This window comes from Hominimerdicola alba, from assembly GCF_900109655.1.
GTDB classification, from domain to species: Bacteria; Bacillota; Clostridia; order Oscillospirales; family Ruminococcaceae; genus Hominimerdicola; species Hominimerdicola alba_B.
This window is the reverse complement of sequence record NZ_FOAT01000006.1, coordinates 182916-197348: the sequence shown is the minus strand read 5'-3', so window position 1 is coordinate 197348 and position 14433 is coordinate 182916. Positions and strand designations below refer to the sequence as shown.

At 48.6% G+C, this 14433-nt stretch carries 18 protein-coding genes; 7 read left to right on the top strand and 11 right to left on the bottom strand.

What is annotated here, in order from left to right; all coding sequences use genetic code 11:
- The first annotated feature begins 14 nt into the window (after positions 1–14).
- From BMY75_RS09110 to rapZ, 4 genes are all read left to right on the top strand, one after another.
- Positions 15–470, top strand: coding sequence for a GNAT family N-acetyltransferase (locus BMY75_RS09110; RefSeq protein ID WP_074832919.1), 456 nt, complete (start codon positions 15–17; stop codon positions 468–470).
- A 45-nt stretch (positions 471–515) separates the two neighbouring features.
- Positions 516–1475 (top strand): HPr(Ser) kinase/phosphatase, encoded by a 960-nt coding sequence (gene hprK / locus BMY75_RS09105; protein WP_074832917.1) that lies wholly within the window; start codon positions 516–518, stop codon positions 1473–1475.
- Positions 1476–1541: 66 nt separating this feature from the next.
- Positions 1542–2477: a UDP-N-acetylmuramate dehydrogenase gene (gene murB, locus BMY75_RS09100; protein ID WP_081350495.1), complete on the top strand. Its 936-nt coding sequence runs from the start codon at positions 1542–1544 to the stop codon at positions 2475–2477.
- 40 nt (positions 2478–2517) lie between these two features.
- Positions 2518–3378, top strand: a complete 861-nt coding sequence (gene rapZ, locus BMY75_RS09095) for an RNase adapter RapZ (protein WP_074832915.1) — start codon at positions 2518–2520, stop codon at positions 3376–3378.
- 54 nt (positions 3379–3432) lie between these two features.
- Here rapZ and BMY75_RS09090 read toward each other — a convergent pair whose 3' ends face one another.
- The gene (locus BMY75_RS09090; protein WP_074832913.1) at positions 3433–4644 is read right to left on the bottom strand and encodes a SpoIVB peptidase S55 domain-containing protein; all 1212 of its coding nucleotides are present in this window, start codon (positions 4642–4644) and stop codon (positions 3433–3435) included.
- Between the two features lie 284 nt (positions 4645–4928).
- Here BMY75_RS09090 and BMY75_RS09085 point away from each other — a divergent pair, with 284 nt between their 5' ends.
- On the top strand, positions 4929–5570 hold the full coding sequence (locus BMY75_RS09085; RefSeq protein ID WP_074832910.1) for a hypothetical protein: 642 nt from the start codon (positions 4929–4931) through the stop codon (positions 5568–5570).
- Positions 5571–6231: 661 nt separating this feature from the next.
- Here BMY75_RS09085 and xylB read toward each other — a convergent pair.
- From xylB to BMY75_RS09035, 10 genes are all read right to left on the bottom strand, one after another.
- Positions 6232–7755, bottom strand: coding sequence for a xylulokinase (gene xylB, locus BMY75_RS09080; RefSeq protein WP_074832907.1), 1524 nt, complete (start codon positions 7753–7755; stop codon positions 6232–6234).
- A gap of 205 nt (positions 7756–7960) precedes the next feature.
- Positions 7961–8773, bottom strand: coding sequence for an MBL fold metallo-hydrolase (locus tag BMY75_RS09075; RefSeq protein ID WP_074832905.1), 813 nt, complete (start codon positions 8771–8773; stop codon positions 7961–7963).
- A 1-nt stretch (position 8774) separates the two neighbouring features.
- Positions 8775–9119 carry a DUF4177 domain-containing protein gene (locus BMY75_RS09070; RefSeq protein WP_074832903.1) on the bottom strand — a complete coding sequence of 115 codons (345 nt, stop codon included), beginning with the start codon at positions 9117–9119 and terminating at the stop codon, positions 8775–8777.
- A 4-nt stretch (positions 9120–9123) separates the two neighbouring features.
- Entirely contained in the window at positions 9124–9543 is a 420-nt protein-coding gene (locus tag BMY75_RS09065; RefSeq protein ID WP_074832900.1) for a hypothetical protein, read from the bottom strand.
- Positions 9536–9808: a PF20097 family protein gene (locus tag BMY75_RS09060; RefSeq protein ID WP_074832897.1), complete on the bottom strand. Its 273-nt coding sequence runs from the start codon at positions 9806–9808 to the stop codon at positions 9536–9538. The genes BMY75_RS09065 and BMY75_RS09060 overlap by 8 nt, the downstream gene beginning before the upstream one ends.
- A gap of 85 nt (positions 9809–9893) precedes the next feature.
- Entirely contained in the window at positions 9894–10652 is a 759-nt protein-coding gene (locus tag BMY75_RS09055) for a flavin reductase (protein WP_074832895.1), read from the bottom strand.
- Between the two features lie 68 nt (positions 10653–10720).
- Positions 10721–11056 (bottom strand): hypothetical protein, encoded by a 336-nt coding sequence (locus tag BMY75_RS09050; protein WP_074832893.1) that lies wholly within the window; start codon positions 11054–11056, stop codon positions 10721–10723.
- Positions 11057–11163: 107 nt separating this feature from the next.
- On the bottom strand, positions 11164–11343 hold the full coding sequence (locus tag BMY75_RS09045) for a hypothetical protein (RefSeq protein WP_074832891.1): 180 nt from the start codon (positions 11341–11343) through the stop codon (positions 11164–11166).
- A 274-nt stretch (positions 11344–11617) separates the two neighbouring features.
- Positions 11618–11923, bottom strand: coding sequence for a putative periplasmic lipoprotein (locus BMY75_RS09040; RefSeq protein WP_074832888.1), 306 nt, complete (start codon positions 11921–11923; stop codon positions 11618–11620).
- Between the two features lie 48 nt (positions 11924–11971).
- A complete protein-coding gene (locus BMY75_RS09035) occupies positions 11972–12208 on the bottom strand; it encodes a hypothetical protein (protein ID WP_074832885.1) in 237 nt (78 codons plus the stop codon).
- Between the two features lie 753 nt (positions 12209–12961).
- Between BMY75_RS09035 and BMY75_RS09030 the strand changes: the two genes are divergently transcribed.
- Entirely contained in the window at positions 12962–13948 is a 987-nt protein-coding gene (locus tag BMY75_RS09030) for a type I phosphomannose isomerase catalytic subunit (protein WP_074832882.1), read from the top strand.
- Positions 13945–14433 (top strand): hypothetical protein, encoded by a 489-nt coding sequence (locus BMY75_RS09025; protein ID WP_074832879.1) that lies wholly within the window; start codon positions 13945–13947, stop codon positions 14431–14433. Before BMY75_RS09030 ends, BMY75_RS09025 begins: the two co-directional genes overlap by 4 nt.

Genomic DNA, 14433 nt, shown 5'->3' with positions numbered 1-14433 from the left:
CCGAAAGGGAAACAATGGTAAAAAAGATAACGGACAAGGATACAAAACAGGGTATAGCAAGAAAAGTCCTTGAAGCCCTTGACCAGTGGTTTGAGATGGAGGAAAGCCGAGAAAAATTCATCGCGGAAAGTGCTGAGCAGACCTTTATCGCGGCTGAGGAAAACGGCGAGTACATTGGTTTTCTGTGCCTTAAAGAAACAGGAAATGCCACCGTCGAGCTGGCAGTGATGGGCGTTCTGAAAGAATACCACCGCAGAGGTATAGGCAGAGCGCTTTTTGAAGAAGCGGTAAAGACCGCAAAAGCCGAGGGCTATTCATTCATGCAGGTCAAGACCGTCCGCATGGGAATGTACGAAGACTATGACAGGACAAACCTTTTCTACATCTCCTGCGGCTTCAAGGAACTTGAAGTGATAAACGAGATATGGGGAGACGAGAACCCATGTCAGATATACATAATGTCCCTGTAAAAGGGCTTAAACGAACAATAAATTATCAAAGAGGAGTTGATAACTATGGCTGAGATATTCAGTGTAACAGTCAGCGAGATAGTCAAACAGCTGGGGCTTGAACTGCTCTATGCGCCCGATAATATCGATGAGCTGATAGTCACCGACAACGACTGCAACCGTCCCGGATTGCAGCTCATGGGATTCTATGAGTACTTCAATGCCGAGCGTATACAGATATGCGGCAACATGGAGTTCGCGTACCTTGCTTCCATCGATGAAGAAGTAAGAAGACAGAGGCTGGACGCACTTTTTGCAACAAAGATACCCATGTTCATCGTGGCAAGAAGCCATGAGCTCTATCCCGAAATGATAGATATAGCTTCAAAATACGGCGTGCCCATAGCCCGCACATCTGACAGCACCACAGCTTTCATCGCGGCTCTCATCGGCTATCTCAATGTTGAGCTTGCGCCCCGTATCACACGTCACGGCGTGCTTATCGAAGTTTACGGCGAGGGCATACTCATCGTGGGCGAAAGCGGTGTAGGTAAGAGCGAGACCGCTATCGAGCTGGTCAAGAGAGGGCACCGTCTTGTGGCTGACGATGCTGTTGAGATAAGAAAGACCTCCAGCAGAACTCTGGTAGGTCAGTCCCCTGATAATATCAGGCATTTTCTGGAACTCCGCGGCATAGGTATTATAAATACCAGAAGACTGTTCGGTATGGGTGCCGTAAAGATATCCGAAAAGATCGACCTGATAGTACAGCTTGAACCCTGGGACAGCAAGAAGATATACGACCGCATGGGCGTGGATAACGAGTATACTTCCATACTGGGCATAAAGATACCCAGCCTTACCATACCCATAAAGCCAGGACGTAATCTGGCTGTTATACTGGAAGTTGCCGCTATGAACAACCGTCACAAGAAGATGGGCTACAATGCGGCAGCAGAGCTTCTTCAGAACCTCGGTCTTGAAATGGATACCAAGGAATCCGTCAAGAACTGGGACGCTTTCTGATAAAGCTTTCCGCAGAAACACCGCTGTGATGTTTCTGCACCAATACACAAATAAGGAGAAAAACAAGTGAAAGAACTTGATATGAATACACGTTCGTTGCTGGAACTGGCGGAAGAACTGGAATGCAGAGTATTCCCAAACGAGCCGCTGGATAAGCACAACACCTTCCGTATCGGCGGGTGCTGCACGGCAATGATAGACATAAATTCGCCCGATAATCTCTCCCACCTCTGGGAAGAAGCAAACCGTCTGGGCATAAGGACGATGGCACTGGGCAACGGCTCGAATGTACTGTTCGATGACCGCGGCTTCGACGGTGTTATCTTCCTGATAGGAAGCTCGATGGATAAGATATATATGAAAGACGAAAATACCATCGTGGCACAGGCAGGCTGTCCCCTGCTGAAGCTTTGCCGCTTCGCACTGGAACACTCCCTCAGCGGACTTGAATTCGCTTACGGTATCCCCGGAAGTGTGGGCGGCGCTATCTTCATGAACGCAGGCGCTTACGGTGGAGAGATAAAGGACGTTATAAAATTCGGCAGAGCCGTTGACCGCGAAGGCAGACAGTTTGAATACAAGAACGACCAGATGAAGTTCGGCTACAGGACCAGCAGGTTCATAGAGAGCGGAGAGCTGATAGTCGAAGGCGAATTTGAACTGCCGAGCGGAAGCTATGACGAGATACAGGATAAAATGGTAGACCTCATGGGCCGCCGCCGCGATAAACAGCCCCTGAATATGCCCAGCGCAGGCAGTACCTTCAAAAGGCCCTCAGGCGAAGGTCTTTTCGCAGGCAAGCTTATTCAGGACAGCGGTCTCAGAGGTTTCTCCGTGGGCGGAGCGCAGGTCAGCGAGAAGCACTGCGGCTTCGTAGTAAACAAGGGCGGTGCCACCTGCTCCGACGTCCTTGAACTTATCAGACAGGTACAGGATAAAGTACATAAAGAGTCAGGCATAATGCTTGAATGTGAGGTAAGATACATACCTTACGAGGCTTAAAGACTCCCATTAAATTAGGGTTAAAAGGGGGATGGATAAAATGCAGTTCGTAGTAGTAACAGGTATTTCAGGTTCGGGAAAATCCACCGCTATCGATGTGCTGGAGGATATAGGATATTACTGCATAGATAATATGCCGCCCGAGCTTATGGTAAAGTTTGCCGATATATGCGCACAGTCCGACGGCAATTTCGATAAAGTCGCTTTCGTTGCCGATGTACGGGGCGGAGCACTTTTCTTCAAACTTAAGGACGCTATAACAGATATGCGCAATATGGGCATAAAAGTCAAAGTAATATTCCTTGATTGCAGCGATGAAGTGATAATGCGCCGCTATAAGGAGACCCGCCGCAGGCACCCTCTTTATGAGATAGCCAACGGCAATATACGCGATGCCATCGAGACCGAGCGCAGACTTCTGGAATCGGTCAGGGACGATGTGGATTATTATATCGACACCACCTCGACCTCAACAGCTGAATTCAAAGGAAAGATGTACGATATCTTCCTTATTGCAGGACAGTCCGCCATGAGGATAGAAGTGCGTTCCTTCGGCTTCAAGTACGGCGTAATGAACGATGCAGACCTCACTTTTGACGTAAGATGTCTGCCAAATCCGTTCTATATACCCGAGCTTAAAAGCAAAACAGGTCTTGACCCGGCGGTTTCGGGATATGTAATGAGCTTTGAGGAAGCACGGACTCTCCTTGACAAGCTGACAGACCTTATCGACTACCTTATACCGCTCTATGAAAAAGAGGGCAAGGCACAGCTGGTAATAGCTTTCGGCTGTACAGGAGGCAAGCACAGAAGCGTCACCTTTGCCGAGGCAGTTGCAAAGCATCTCACCGACCAGGGCAAGACCATAAGGCTCGCTCACCGCGATATCGAAAAGAGATAATGGTAAACAGCAAGGCAGCACCCCACGTTTGCAAGCGTGTGATGCTGCCTTTTTTCATTGTGAAGTACTCTCCGCGCAGGATACCATATCCTCTGCGAATATCCCATAGCCCCGCGTTGGATCATCGATGAACACATGAGTAACAGCCCCGATAAGCCTGCCGTCCTGCATAATTGGCGAGCCGCTCATGCCCTGCACGATACCCCCCGTTTCACTCAGCAGACGTTCATCGGTGATGTGTACCACAAGGTCATGCTCCGCGCCGTCACTAAGGTCGATATGCTCTATCTGCGCAGAATAGGGTTCTGGAGCTTTGCCGTCAACTGAGGAATATATCTGTGCACTCCCACGGTGTATCTCCTGCTTGTAGCCAAGTTCGACTTCCTCCTTTTCATCGGGTGCGTTTTCCAACGTCCCGAAAAGCCCAGCCTCGCAGTTCAAAGTTATCTCCCCAAGAACTTCTTCCCCGGAAAATTCTCCCAGCAGCTGCCCGGGAGAACCCGCCTCAGAGGGTATCAGCCCCGTTATCTCGATGTCCCCCACAGCCCCCTCCGATAGGGGCAGGATATTACCTGTATCGCTGTCGCAAACGGCGTGACCAAGTCCGCCAAAAACTCCGCTGTCCTTGTCAAAAAATGTCAGTGTGCCTATCCCCGCAGAGGAATCACGCACCCACATTCCCGCCTTGTAGCCGCCCTCAAAGTAAGCAGGTTCAAGCATTACGGTCTTATCCTTGCCGCCACGCCTGTAGACCACCTCACAGCCGCTCTCACGGCACCGCCTTACTTCCTCGGAAATATCGCAGTTTGAACGTATATTCCTGCCGTTGACGGATAAAATTATATCACCTTTTCTTATGCCGCACTCCCTCGCAGGACACCGCCCGCCCACATCTGTGAGTTCAATAACTATAACTCCGTCCGTCAGAAGCTTGATCCCGAAGGTCTCACCGCAGGGAACAAGCTTCGGTCTTTCACTGCAAACAGCCGTCACGTCTTTTACAGGCACAGCCCCGAAAAGCATCAGCGTGCTTCCCCTGCCGTGTGAAGCTTCTCCCGAAATATCCGTCAAAGCCGTCATGTAGGAGCGTTTTGAAGGCCGCGATGATATGCTGAAAAACGTGTTCAGCTCCAGTTTACCGTCATGCGCCACGCTGTAACTGTCAGGCAAAGTCCTGTCATAAAACCCCGCCACACTAAGCAAAGCAAGCCCCACCGCCCCCGCCGCCGCAGCTGCCCGCTTGAAAAGATATTTTGTTATTTCCATTTTATTCTTCCTTTTCCATAAATTTTCAACTTACGGCTGAATACCGAAGTCATTACTATTGTTGACCGTCAGCCGCGTTTGATTCAGCTGACCGAGAAAGTATTATTTGTTATGGCAAAAAGAAGTGAACTTTTTTCAAGTACCTTTTCAGGCAGATTTTAACTTTTTTGCAGTCCTTTATACATTTTAGCCTGTTGCAAAAAGCTATCCGATGTGCTATAATAGATTACGGCTTTTCGCCGCAATCAGATCATGAAAATGATAGCATATAAAAGAGGTAAAAAATGTCAAAAAAGGATAGACTTAAAGCGCAGTCGCAGAAACAGATCCGCGAGCGCCGTGAACGTGAGGAAGAAGAACGCGAGGAACGGGAAGCTGCCCGCAACATACAAAGCAAGTCAGCAAAAAAACTGCTGAATAAGACCAGATATGGTCGCTATGGCAAGGAACCGCTGGGATTCCTGTTCCTGCGGCTGCTTATTCTGATACCCTTCGCATGGTCAGGCATATACTACGGACTTATCGTAATATTTGGCACCTTCGGCGGATATATCGTACCCCAGCCGCCAAAATGGGTGGGCTGGACAATGCTCGCAGGCGATGCACTGGTACTTGCGGGAATCATAATCGAATACCTGAAAAAACATATCCCCGCATTCGTCTTCATCGCAGCGGGAACAGGACTGTACCTGAAAGCTTCGCAGTACTTCATCAACTACCTTTCCGACAGACTGGATAAAGTATATGTCGAGGAAGAAATACGCAGCATCGACCGCGATTATATGAAGCACCATTACCCCATGGCAGCTGTTGCTGCGTTGGAGCTTTGTATACTCATCTGGTGGATAGTGCTGAAGACCATCGAAGCAAAAAAGCGCAGACACGAGCGGGATACAGCACCTGTAAAGTCCATCGTTGAGGAATGACAAAACAGCGGTAAACTGCCAAGGAAGAGCCCTTCGGTCAAGGTGCAAAGGCGACGTGGCAATAACAAAATCAAGAGCGTGGACAATACAAACGTCCACGCTCTTTCTATGTGCGAAAAATTATTGCCGCGCCGTCATCGGACAGCGATAGCGAATCCGATGACTCGACCCGAGGGACGAGGGGCGAAAACTAGCAAGCCTGCGCACACAGCAAACATCCGACTATACCCGAAAAGTCCGATTTTATTTTATTCGGCACTTTTATCCAAAGAACTACGATGGACGTTTTGTCGCCCCTTACGGGTCGAGAAATCAACGAGCGTTCCACCGTTGATTTCAGGCGCGGCAATATCTCACGCAAACGGAAAGAGCGTGGACGGTTGATTTGTCCACGCTCGATTTTTTTGTTATTGCCGCGCCTATTTAGTCGGTAGTCTGCTGTTATATTGACAGCACTCTTATCACGTCGCTTTTGCGCCTTGACCGAGAGGCTCTGCCTCTCGAGCTCTCCGCAAGCCTGCTAGCGCGAGGCATATGCCGACGCAGTCGCATAAACCGCGCGCTTTGATTCGCGGCATAGTTTGTTTGGTGCGCAGTTTTGTTTCCACGCAACGCTAGACCCAAAGCTCTCTTTCTTGGCAGTTTCCGCAAGTTTCTGCTATTACAGCTTTGCCAGCTTGGAGAACTCTGCTTTCAGTGCGGGATATATCTCACGATACAGCTGATAGAACTTCTCATACTCAGGTACTGTTGCGCCGTTGGGCTCCTGTACTTTATCGGTGCGTACTACTGCCTTACAAGCCTCGGGCACGCTGGAGTAGATGCCTGCGCCTACCATTGAGAGCAGTGCAACGCCCAGTGCAGGACCTTCCTTGGAGGAAGCTGTCTTTACGGGGCAGTTATAGAGGTCTGCCAGCATTGAACGCCACAGCGGTGAGCTTCCGCCGCCGCCGCAAGCCATCATGTCGGATACGTTTATATCCATCTCGCGGAATACTTCTACGCAGTCACGCAGAGAATAGGATACGCCTTCCATTACGGCACGGAGCATCTCTTTCTTGGTGTGCATAGCGGAAAGTCCAAAGAATACGCCTCTTGCGTTGGGGTCAAGGTGAGGTGTTCTCTCGCCCATCAGGTAAGGCAGATAGAGAAGTCTGTTAGCGCCCACAGGTACGCTTTCAGCCTGCTTATCCATCAGGTAGTACTCATCAACGCCCATATACTTTGCAGTTTCCTTTTCGGCATTGCAGAAGTTATCTCTGAACCACTTCAGCGAAAGACCTGCGCCCTGAGTAACGCCCATTACGTGCCAGCTGTTGGGAACAGCTGCACAGCAGGTGTGAACTCTGCCCTTGGGGTCGATGGAGATATTGGAAGTATGTGCGAACACAACGCCCGATGTACCTATTGTGGTGAACGCCTTGCCGTCCTCGCAAACGCCTGTGCCTATTGCTGCGCCTGCATTATCGCCTGCACCGCCCACAACTATTGTGCCTTCGCAGAGACCCAGTTCATCAGCCATAGCCTTTGTCAGCTTGCCTGTAACTTCGCAGGACTCATATACCTTGCCCAGCCAGTTCTTATCTATCTCGAAAACGCTCAGCAGTTCATCAGACCACTTTCTGTTGGGAACGTCCAGCAGCTGCATACCTGATGCGTCGGATACTTCGGTAGCATACTCATGTGTCAGCACGAAACGCAGGTAGTCCTTAGGCAGCAGGATATGTGCTACTTTCTCGTATACCTCGGGTTCGTTGTTCTTCACCCAGAGTATCTTTGCGGCAGTCCAGCCTGTCAGTGCGGGGTTTGCGGTTATCTGGATGAGCTTCTCGGTGCCGACTTTCTCGGTCATCCAAGCAACTTCCTTTTCGGTACGCTGGTCGCACCAGATGATGGACTTTCTCAGCACGTTGTTATCCTTATCCAGCATTACCAGACCGTGCATCTGACCGGATATACCGATACCCTTAACGTCCTCTTTCTTAACACCGCTCTGTGCCATAACAGCCTTGATGGTGTTTATCATAGCATTTGCCCAGTCTGCGGGCTCCTGCTCTGCGTAGCCGTTCTTCGGCTGATACATGGGGTACTCGATAGTCTTTGAAGCTATCACTGTACCTTTCTCGTCAAAAAGGACTGTCTTGGTACCGCTTGTACCGCAGTCAACTCCTATTACGTATGCCATAGTTTTTCTACTCCTTTATAATAAGATTTTATGCTCATCCCGCTGACACGCCATTCTATAAAACCAATTGACAGGCAATATCAATTGGTGGCGGTATTCTTCCCCCCGCCTGCGGCGTGGGGAAGAATACATCTCAAATAACTATTCATTATTATACCAACGTATAAAATGGTGTGCTAAAGGGATAACCATATTTTTATTACCATTACCTGATATCAGTGGGCAGATTTTCTTTTCGGTAACATATCACATGGTCAGCCTGCTGATAATGCTTATCGGCAAAACAGCTGAAACTGTGCTGAAGATCCGTGCCTTCAAACCAGTGATATGGCTTGTCGTTCTCGGTCTTGCCCTCGCATAGCTCCGCGATGCCGTTGCGCAAACAGCGCATAAGTGATATGTCATCGAGATCCCTTGCGTGACCGTGCAGTATAACATCTGCCCTGTCTTCAAGGAACATCAGACGGTCGAATTCTGCAAGCACCTCTTTCATGGGCAGACAGCCGTCAAGCTGCAGCCACAGATGATGATTGATGCCGTCCCCTGTGAAAAGTATCCTGTCCTCACGAAGCAGGAGCAAAAGCTCGCCGTCGGTATGACCTGCCAGTTCAAATACTTCCAGCGTGCGTCCGCCAAGATCGATGATATCACCCTCACGGATATCCGCAAAAGGCGGTATACCGTGTCCGCATTTGCGGCACATCTCCTTTACCTCGGGTATGCTCTCAAAGAAGCTTTCAGCCATCGCCCTGTCACGTGGACTTATGAGCGCGTGGTCAACTTCCTTGTCGAAATATACATTACCGAGTATATGGTCGGGATGACCGTGGGTGTTCACCAGTACAAGTGGCTTGTCTGTCAGCTTGCGCACAGCGGAACAGAGGTCGTTCCAGCCGTTCATCGTATCGATGACACAGGCTTTGTTCTCACCGATGACCAGATATCCGGTGGCTTCGTGTCCTTCATCAAGCAGGTATATCCCCCTGCGGACTTCTTTTATAAAGAGTTCGTGTTCCATATCACATTTTACGCTCGAATATCAGTACAATATCGTTTATCGTCGCGTCAGCCTCTGCATCACGCTCCACCCTCATCTCATCGGTAAAGCAGAACTTCAGCCGCCAGCCCCTTTCGCCGTACATCGTCAGCACATCGGCAAGTGAAGCTTCATCAGCACCGCCGTTGTCACGGTCGCGGACAGTTTCCACAGCGTACTCGTACTTTCCGCCATGACTGTCATTTTTAAGGGCTTGCAGAGTTATATAAGTACGCAGATCATCGTCGCTCAGCGATTCAGCATCAAGACCGTTCACATTTCCGTTTTTAAGTACCGCCAGTATCTCTTCTTTAAGCTTAGCATTCATTTTTCTATACCCCCATCAGCTTTTCGTGAACATCAGATATCCTGCCGCAGTCGGCGCACAGGTCAAACAGCGCAAAGCTGTACGGAAATTCTTTTTCTGCAAACTTTTTCAGCAGATTTCCCGCACTGCCCATTCCTGCCATATCTCTGATAAGCCGTCCACCGCATTCGGGGCAGACTTCGTATTTGTATCCCTCGCCGTCGAGTATCGTGACAAGCGAAGTCAGGTTCCCGCCCTCTGCTTTTGCGCAAAGTTCGGGTGCTGACAGTTCTCCGCAGTCGGGACATTCTTCACAGCAGAGTTCGTACCTTGCATAATGTTCAACAGTATCGTTTTCGGCATAGTACTTATATATGAGTACGCCGTCCTCACCGCCGAGGACTGTTTTTTTGCAGGTTGTGCCACATTTGATGCAGTTACTCATGGCTGTTCTCCTCCTTTATACGAGGCAGTTCAGCCATTATCACACCGCATTTTCTGCACACCCAGAAAACGTCAGCCATATGGGTATTGAGTTCAGCCATGCGTAAGCTTATTCGCTGGGCTTCCTCCAGTGCTTTTGGCGTCATTGGCGGAAATGCGTGCTTCATACGGTATTCCTTGGTGATCCACTGAACACCTGTTCCGCTTTTTCCGCTTCCTGTCAGGACACCGTCCGTCATTGCGCCTCCGCATTTTGGACAATCCATCATCCATCTTCCTTTCCTATATTACAATATTCTCACAATTCATGTCAAGCCTTGTCTTGCTTGATGCTGACCGATTATTGCGCGGCTAGTCCAGCCGTTTGAAACTGTCTGAACCAACTCCGCAGAGAGGACAGACAAAGTCATCGGGCAGTGCGCCCTCATGGACATATCCGCAGACCTCGCATACCCACTTTTCATCAGCAGATGCGGCGGTATTTTCAGCTTCAGCGGGAGTATCTACCCTTGAAAAATCAGCCGCACCGTGCTTGCACAGGGGACAGATAAAATCATCTGGGAGATGACCCTCATAGATATAGCCGCATATATTACATACCCATCTTTCGCCGTCCGAAGCACTTTCAGCCGCCGCGGGCTTGGGCTTTACGTTTGCGTGGTAATATGCATATGTCATGGGGGCTTTATCGGATATCACTTCGCCGTCGGCAACGTCGGCGATGAACATGGTATGGGTGCCCAGGTCAACGGTCTGCACTACCTCACAGCAGACATAAGCGCACGCGCCCTTTTCGATTATGGGTAGACCGTTCTCCGCCTTTTTCAGGGCGTAGTCATAGAATTTGTTGCCCCATCTTCCGCTTTGGAAACCGAAGTGGGTGAACAAGGAAAAATCGGCGCTTTCGTCTATCATTGATACATTGAACCTGCCGCTTGAACGTATCATATACTCGGTGAAATTCCCCTTATTCACCGTGACAGATACGCGGTTAGGCGAGCTTGTGACCTGTGCCAGGGTATTGATGATGCACCCATTGAACTGGTTGCCGCATCTTGCCGTCAGCACATACAATCCGTAGGATATCTTGTTCATTACTTTCATGTCCATGAAAATTCCTCCTTTTTACGGCAGTATCTCCGCCTGCCTTATTTGAAAATTATTTTTTACAAAAATGCCTATAATAGATCGGAATTTAGCCGATCAAGTATTTTACAATAGGTATTCGCCCATTCCGATAGCTCATGCTCCGAAAAAACACGGATGACATCCTCGATCTGCTCTGTTAATTCCTTTTTCGTTATGTGTTTAAAATAGTTTTCATCCTTAAAAAACTCATTCTCGCACCATTGATATTCCTCATAAGGCAGACCATTGTTATCTATGCCCCATTCATATACTTCACAGGGTCCGAATGATAACATTTCGATCAGGACTATGCGCCCATCCGGGTCTGCATTTGTATCGGGCATTAAATAAGACCACTTACCGACAAAAACACTTTTTGAAGCCATTATGATCCCTCCGAAGATCCAGATCTTTCTTATCAGCAGCACAATAGTAAGTAGGGACTTTGTAAATAAAAAGGGGGAAAGACCCTTGCGGTCATTCCCCCTGCGTGTTACTGATCTGCTTTCTCCAGAATGAAGTATTCTTCGTGTGCATCGCACTTGAAGCTCTTGATGACCCAGCCGCTGTCAACCAGAAGGTTGAGTTTCTCTATCCGCTGGAACCTGTCGTATGCAGGTGCGCTAATTTCTTCTGAAGAGGCCGATTTTCTGATGAAAAATGTCTTCTCCATAGTTATACGCTTCTTTCCGAGAATGTTCTCTTTATCCGACCAACGGCACAGTGCCGATATTTTACAAGTCAATTATACTACATTTTACGCGTTTTTGCAAGTATTTTGAGGAAATTTTAACCATCTTGTAATATTTGCAGTCCTGTTTTTTGAACTTTTCCCGGAAATTGGTATACAAAGTATTCTGATAACCATCGTATTTCACGCTGTTTCAAAGGCGAACACGAAGCAGGATTCCGTGGTATGGCAGTGTTCAGGTGTATCAGTTTTCAGTTCAGGAATGACGTATATCCGATAACATTTCTTCGCTGATGCCGAGTGACAGAACACAATGCTCATTACCGACCTGCGCTTGTTCCGTCTTACAGTCGCGATAGCTGATATCGTCGCTCTCCGCTGAAACATAGATAACATCGCCGTCGCCTGTATCATCAACATACAGCCTGTCGTTTTCACGATTGCCCATCTGTTCTTCAACTGTTGCTGAGTTGTTATCCCCGCGGCTGTCATAATTTTCACTATTAGCATTACAGCCCGCAAGAAGAAGTACCAAAACCGCCACAAACGGCGCTTTTTTCATTGTGTTCACCTCCGTCAGCCTTTGCCGAAACAGGCTGCTGCCGCTCGCCTATTTCTTTTTCTTATCTGCCAGCAAACATATCGTGGCTATAACTATGACCGCTCCCGCGCCCATACTGCCGAACATCTGCCGCGCCGAACCGCTGTGTCCCTCGACCTGTACCTGTGCAGCCTGTGCCGCTTTGCCGCCATCGGCAAATGCCGTAACCGCCGACACAGACCCAATACATACCACCGCAAAGAGCACACAGCAGCACCATACAAACCGTTTGTATACAGTTTTCATAGTCAAGCCCTCCGCTCCGCGTTATGCCGCGACTGCCGAAGCAATATCATCGGCACGCATTGATCTCACAACATTTTTACCTATCTTACTTCCGTTTCAGGTCTGCAAACAGCCACTTCTTTTCAATTTAATTATACTCCTTTTCTCAATTGTTAGCAATCAATATAATAAACAAAATTTGCGGAGATTAATCTGTTATAATGCACAATTATATTAAATGGAGGGCACAGCCCCCATCCCCCACCCACGCTTCAAACCCTCGCGCCTGGAAGAGCTTGACCGTCGTTCAGCAGCGACTGTGTCGGCTGTGGCTTTAAAGCTGTTTGCCATTCTCTCCCCCTTGCTCTCGTCAAACTCCCTAACTCCGCACCTGTGACCTTGTGCAAACAACTGTTTTTTCATTTTACTCGGACATATTTCTGCAAGAGTTGTACAAAAACGTACAACTTTTCAGCCCAAATCGCTGATAGTGAAAAACGTTTTTCCCACCGGCGCCGCAAAGATCTTCCCCCTTGTGCGCACGATCGCAGGCAGCCGCCGACTATGACCACGGCATATGAGGCGGCGTGCATACTGTATAAGGGACAATGAAGAGCATCACGGACACACACTATTATGTCGATATTACTATGTTTTACGATGATAAGCGATTTCGGTGAAATATTTAGAAAAAATATTGACTAAATATCAAAACTATGCTATTATTATAAAGAGTGCGATTATTCGCATTTAATGTAAAAAGGGGTATATGATATGGGTATTTTTAAGCTGGAGCCTGCTTTCAAGGATTATCTTTGGGGCGGCACAAGACTGAGAGATGAGTACGGCAAAAACTGCGATTACGACAAGGTCGCTGAAAGCTGGGAACTTTCCTGCCACAAGGACGGTGCCAGCGTTATTTCGGGCGGCACATTCGACGGGCTGACTTTGCAGGAGTACATCGACAAGGTTGGCAGGCAGGTACTGGGTACAAACTGCGAGAAGTTTGAGAATTTCCCCATACTTATAAAGCTGATAGATGCTAAGGATAATCTGTCGGTGCAGGTACATCCCGATAATGACTACGCACAGCGTGTCGAGGGTGAGTACGGCAAGACCGAGATGTGGTACATAGTTGACTGCGACGAGGGCGCAGAGCTTCTTTACGGTTTCAAGCATGAGATAAGCAAGGAAGAATTCGCACAGAGGATAGCTGACAACACCCTGCTTGAAGTGACGAACAATGTTCCTGTACACAAGGGCGATGTTTTCTTCATCAAGTCGGGCACTCTGCACGCCATCGGCAAGGGCATACTTATCGCCGAGATACAGCAGAATTCAAACACCACTTACCGTATCTACGATTACGGCAGAGTCGGCAAGGACGGCAAGCCTCGGGAGCTTCATGTGGAAAAGGCGAAGGACGTTACAAAGCTTGCTCCTGCTGAGAGTTACCCCGATACTCCCGCTGTACGCGAGAACGGTGCTGAGATAAAGCTTTTATCAAAATGCGAGTATTTCACCACATACAAAGTTGATATAGATGAAAAAGCAGAGTTCTGCGCGGACGACAGTTCGTTTGTAAGCCTGCTGATACTGGAAGGCACACCTTTCGTAACTGATGGTGAGCCCGAAAAGACCGCAGACGAGGCTGTAAATGCCAAAAAGGGTGACAGCCTGTTCATTCCCGCAGGTTCGGGCAAATTCCGGGTAGAGGGCAAGTGCAGTCTGATACTCACAAGGATAGATAACTGCAAATGAGTTTTGAAGAGTTCCTCAAAGACATAAACAGCGAAAAGTATCTGTATGCGGAAAATATCCGCGAAGATGACGGCTCTCTGATGATAGATCTGTACGGCACTGTCAGGGGCACTTCCGATGAAACCGATATAGCCGCGATCGCGGGTGAATTCGGCGAGCAGGTGGGCGAGCAGGTGGCTGAGCTTCTGAAAAGCTCCGCACCCATCGATGTCAACGAAAACAGACATTGGCTGGTGAGATTTGAGAGCTATATAGGCTATTCGGTGATAAACGAAAGCTTTGACAGCGGCGACAGAGCGACCTTTGAAAGACACGAACCTGTTGTTACAGCAGATGATTCAGACTGGCTGGACTACTTAAAGAAAAGCACATTTGCTTTTCAGATAATGGACGGCATAAGGCATTACCAGATAAGATGTCTTGATCATATCATCAATGTGGCAGCTGGCGAACCGCCTGTTATCACAAAAATTCAGGCGGAATAA

Coding starts and splice junctions, on each gene's coding strand:
- BMY75_RS09085 (WP_074832910.1), top strand. CDS start 4,929: ATGTCAAAAAAGGATAGACTTAAAGCGCAGTCGCAGAAACAGATCCGC.
- BMY75_RS09040 (WP_074832888.1), bottom strand. CDS start 11,923: ATGAAAAAAGCGCCGTTTGTGGCGGTTTTGGTACTTCTTCTTGCGGGC.
- BMY75_RS09050 (WP_074832893.1), bottom strand. CDS start 11,056: ATGGCTTCAAAAAGTGTTTTTGTCGGTAAGTGGTCTTATTTAATGCCC.
- BMY75_RS09065 (WP_074832900.1), bottom strand. CDS start 9,543: ATGAGTAACTGCATCAAATGTGGCACAACCTGCAAAAAAACAGTCCTC.
- BMY75_RS09025 (WP_074832879.1), top strand. CDS start 13,945: ATGAGTTTTGAAGAGTTCCTCAAAGACATAAACAGCGAAAAGTATCTG.
- BMY75_RS09045 (WP_074832891.1), bottom strand. CDS start 11,343: ATGGAGAAGACATTTTTCATCAGAAAATCGGCCTCTTCAGAAGAAATT.
- rapZ (WP_074832915.1), top strand. CDS start 2,518: ATGCAGTTCGTAGTAGTAACAGGTATTTCAGGTTCGGGAAAATCCACC.
- BMY75_RS09075 (WP_074832905.1), bottom strand. CDS start 8,773: ATGGAACACGAACTCTTTATAAAAGAAGTCCGCAGGGGGATATACCTG.
- BMY75_RS09055 (WP_074832895.1), bottom strand. CDS start 10,652: ATGGACATGAAAGTAATGAACAAGATATCCTACGGATTGTATGTGCTG.
- BMY75_RS09035 (WP_074832885.1), bottom strand. CDS start 12,208: ATGAAAACTGTATACAAACGGTTTGTATGGTGCTGCTGTGTGCTCTTT.
- hprK (WP_074832917.1), top strand. CDS start 516: ATGGCTGAGATATTCAGTGTAACAGTCAGCGAGATAGTCAAACAGCTG.
- BMY75_RS09070 (WP_074832903.1), bottom strand. CDS start 9,119: ATGAATGCTAAGCTTAAAGAAGAGATACTGGCGGTACTTAAAAACGGA.
- BMY75_RS09060 (WP_074832897.1), bottom strand. CDS start 9,808: ATGGATTGTCCAAAATGCGGAGGCGCAATGACGGACGGTGTCCTGACA.
- BMY75_RS09090 (WP_074832913.1), bottom strand. CDS start 4,644: ATGGAAATAACAAAATATCTTTTCAAGCGGGCAGCTGCGGCGGCGGGG.
- BMY75_RS09110 (WP_074832919.1), top strand. CDS start 15: ATGGTAAAAAAGATAACGGACAAGGATACAAAACAGGGTATAGCAAGA.
- BMY75_RS09030 (WP_074832882.1), top strand. CDS start 12,962: ATGGGTATTTTTAAGCTGGAGCCTGCTTTCAAGGATTATCTTTGGGGC.
- xylB (WP_074832907.1), bottom strand. CDS start 7,755: ATGGCATACGTAATAGGAGTTGACTGCGGTACAAGCGGTACCAAGACA.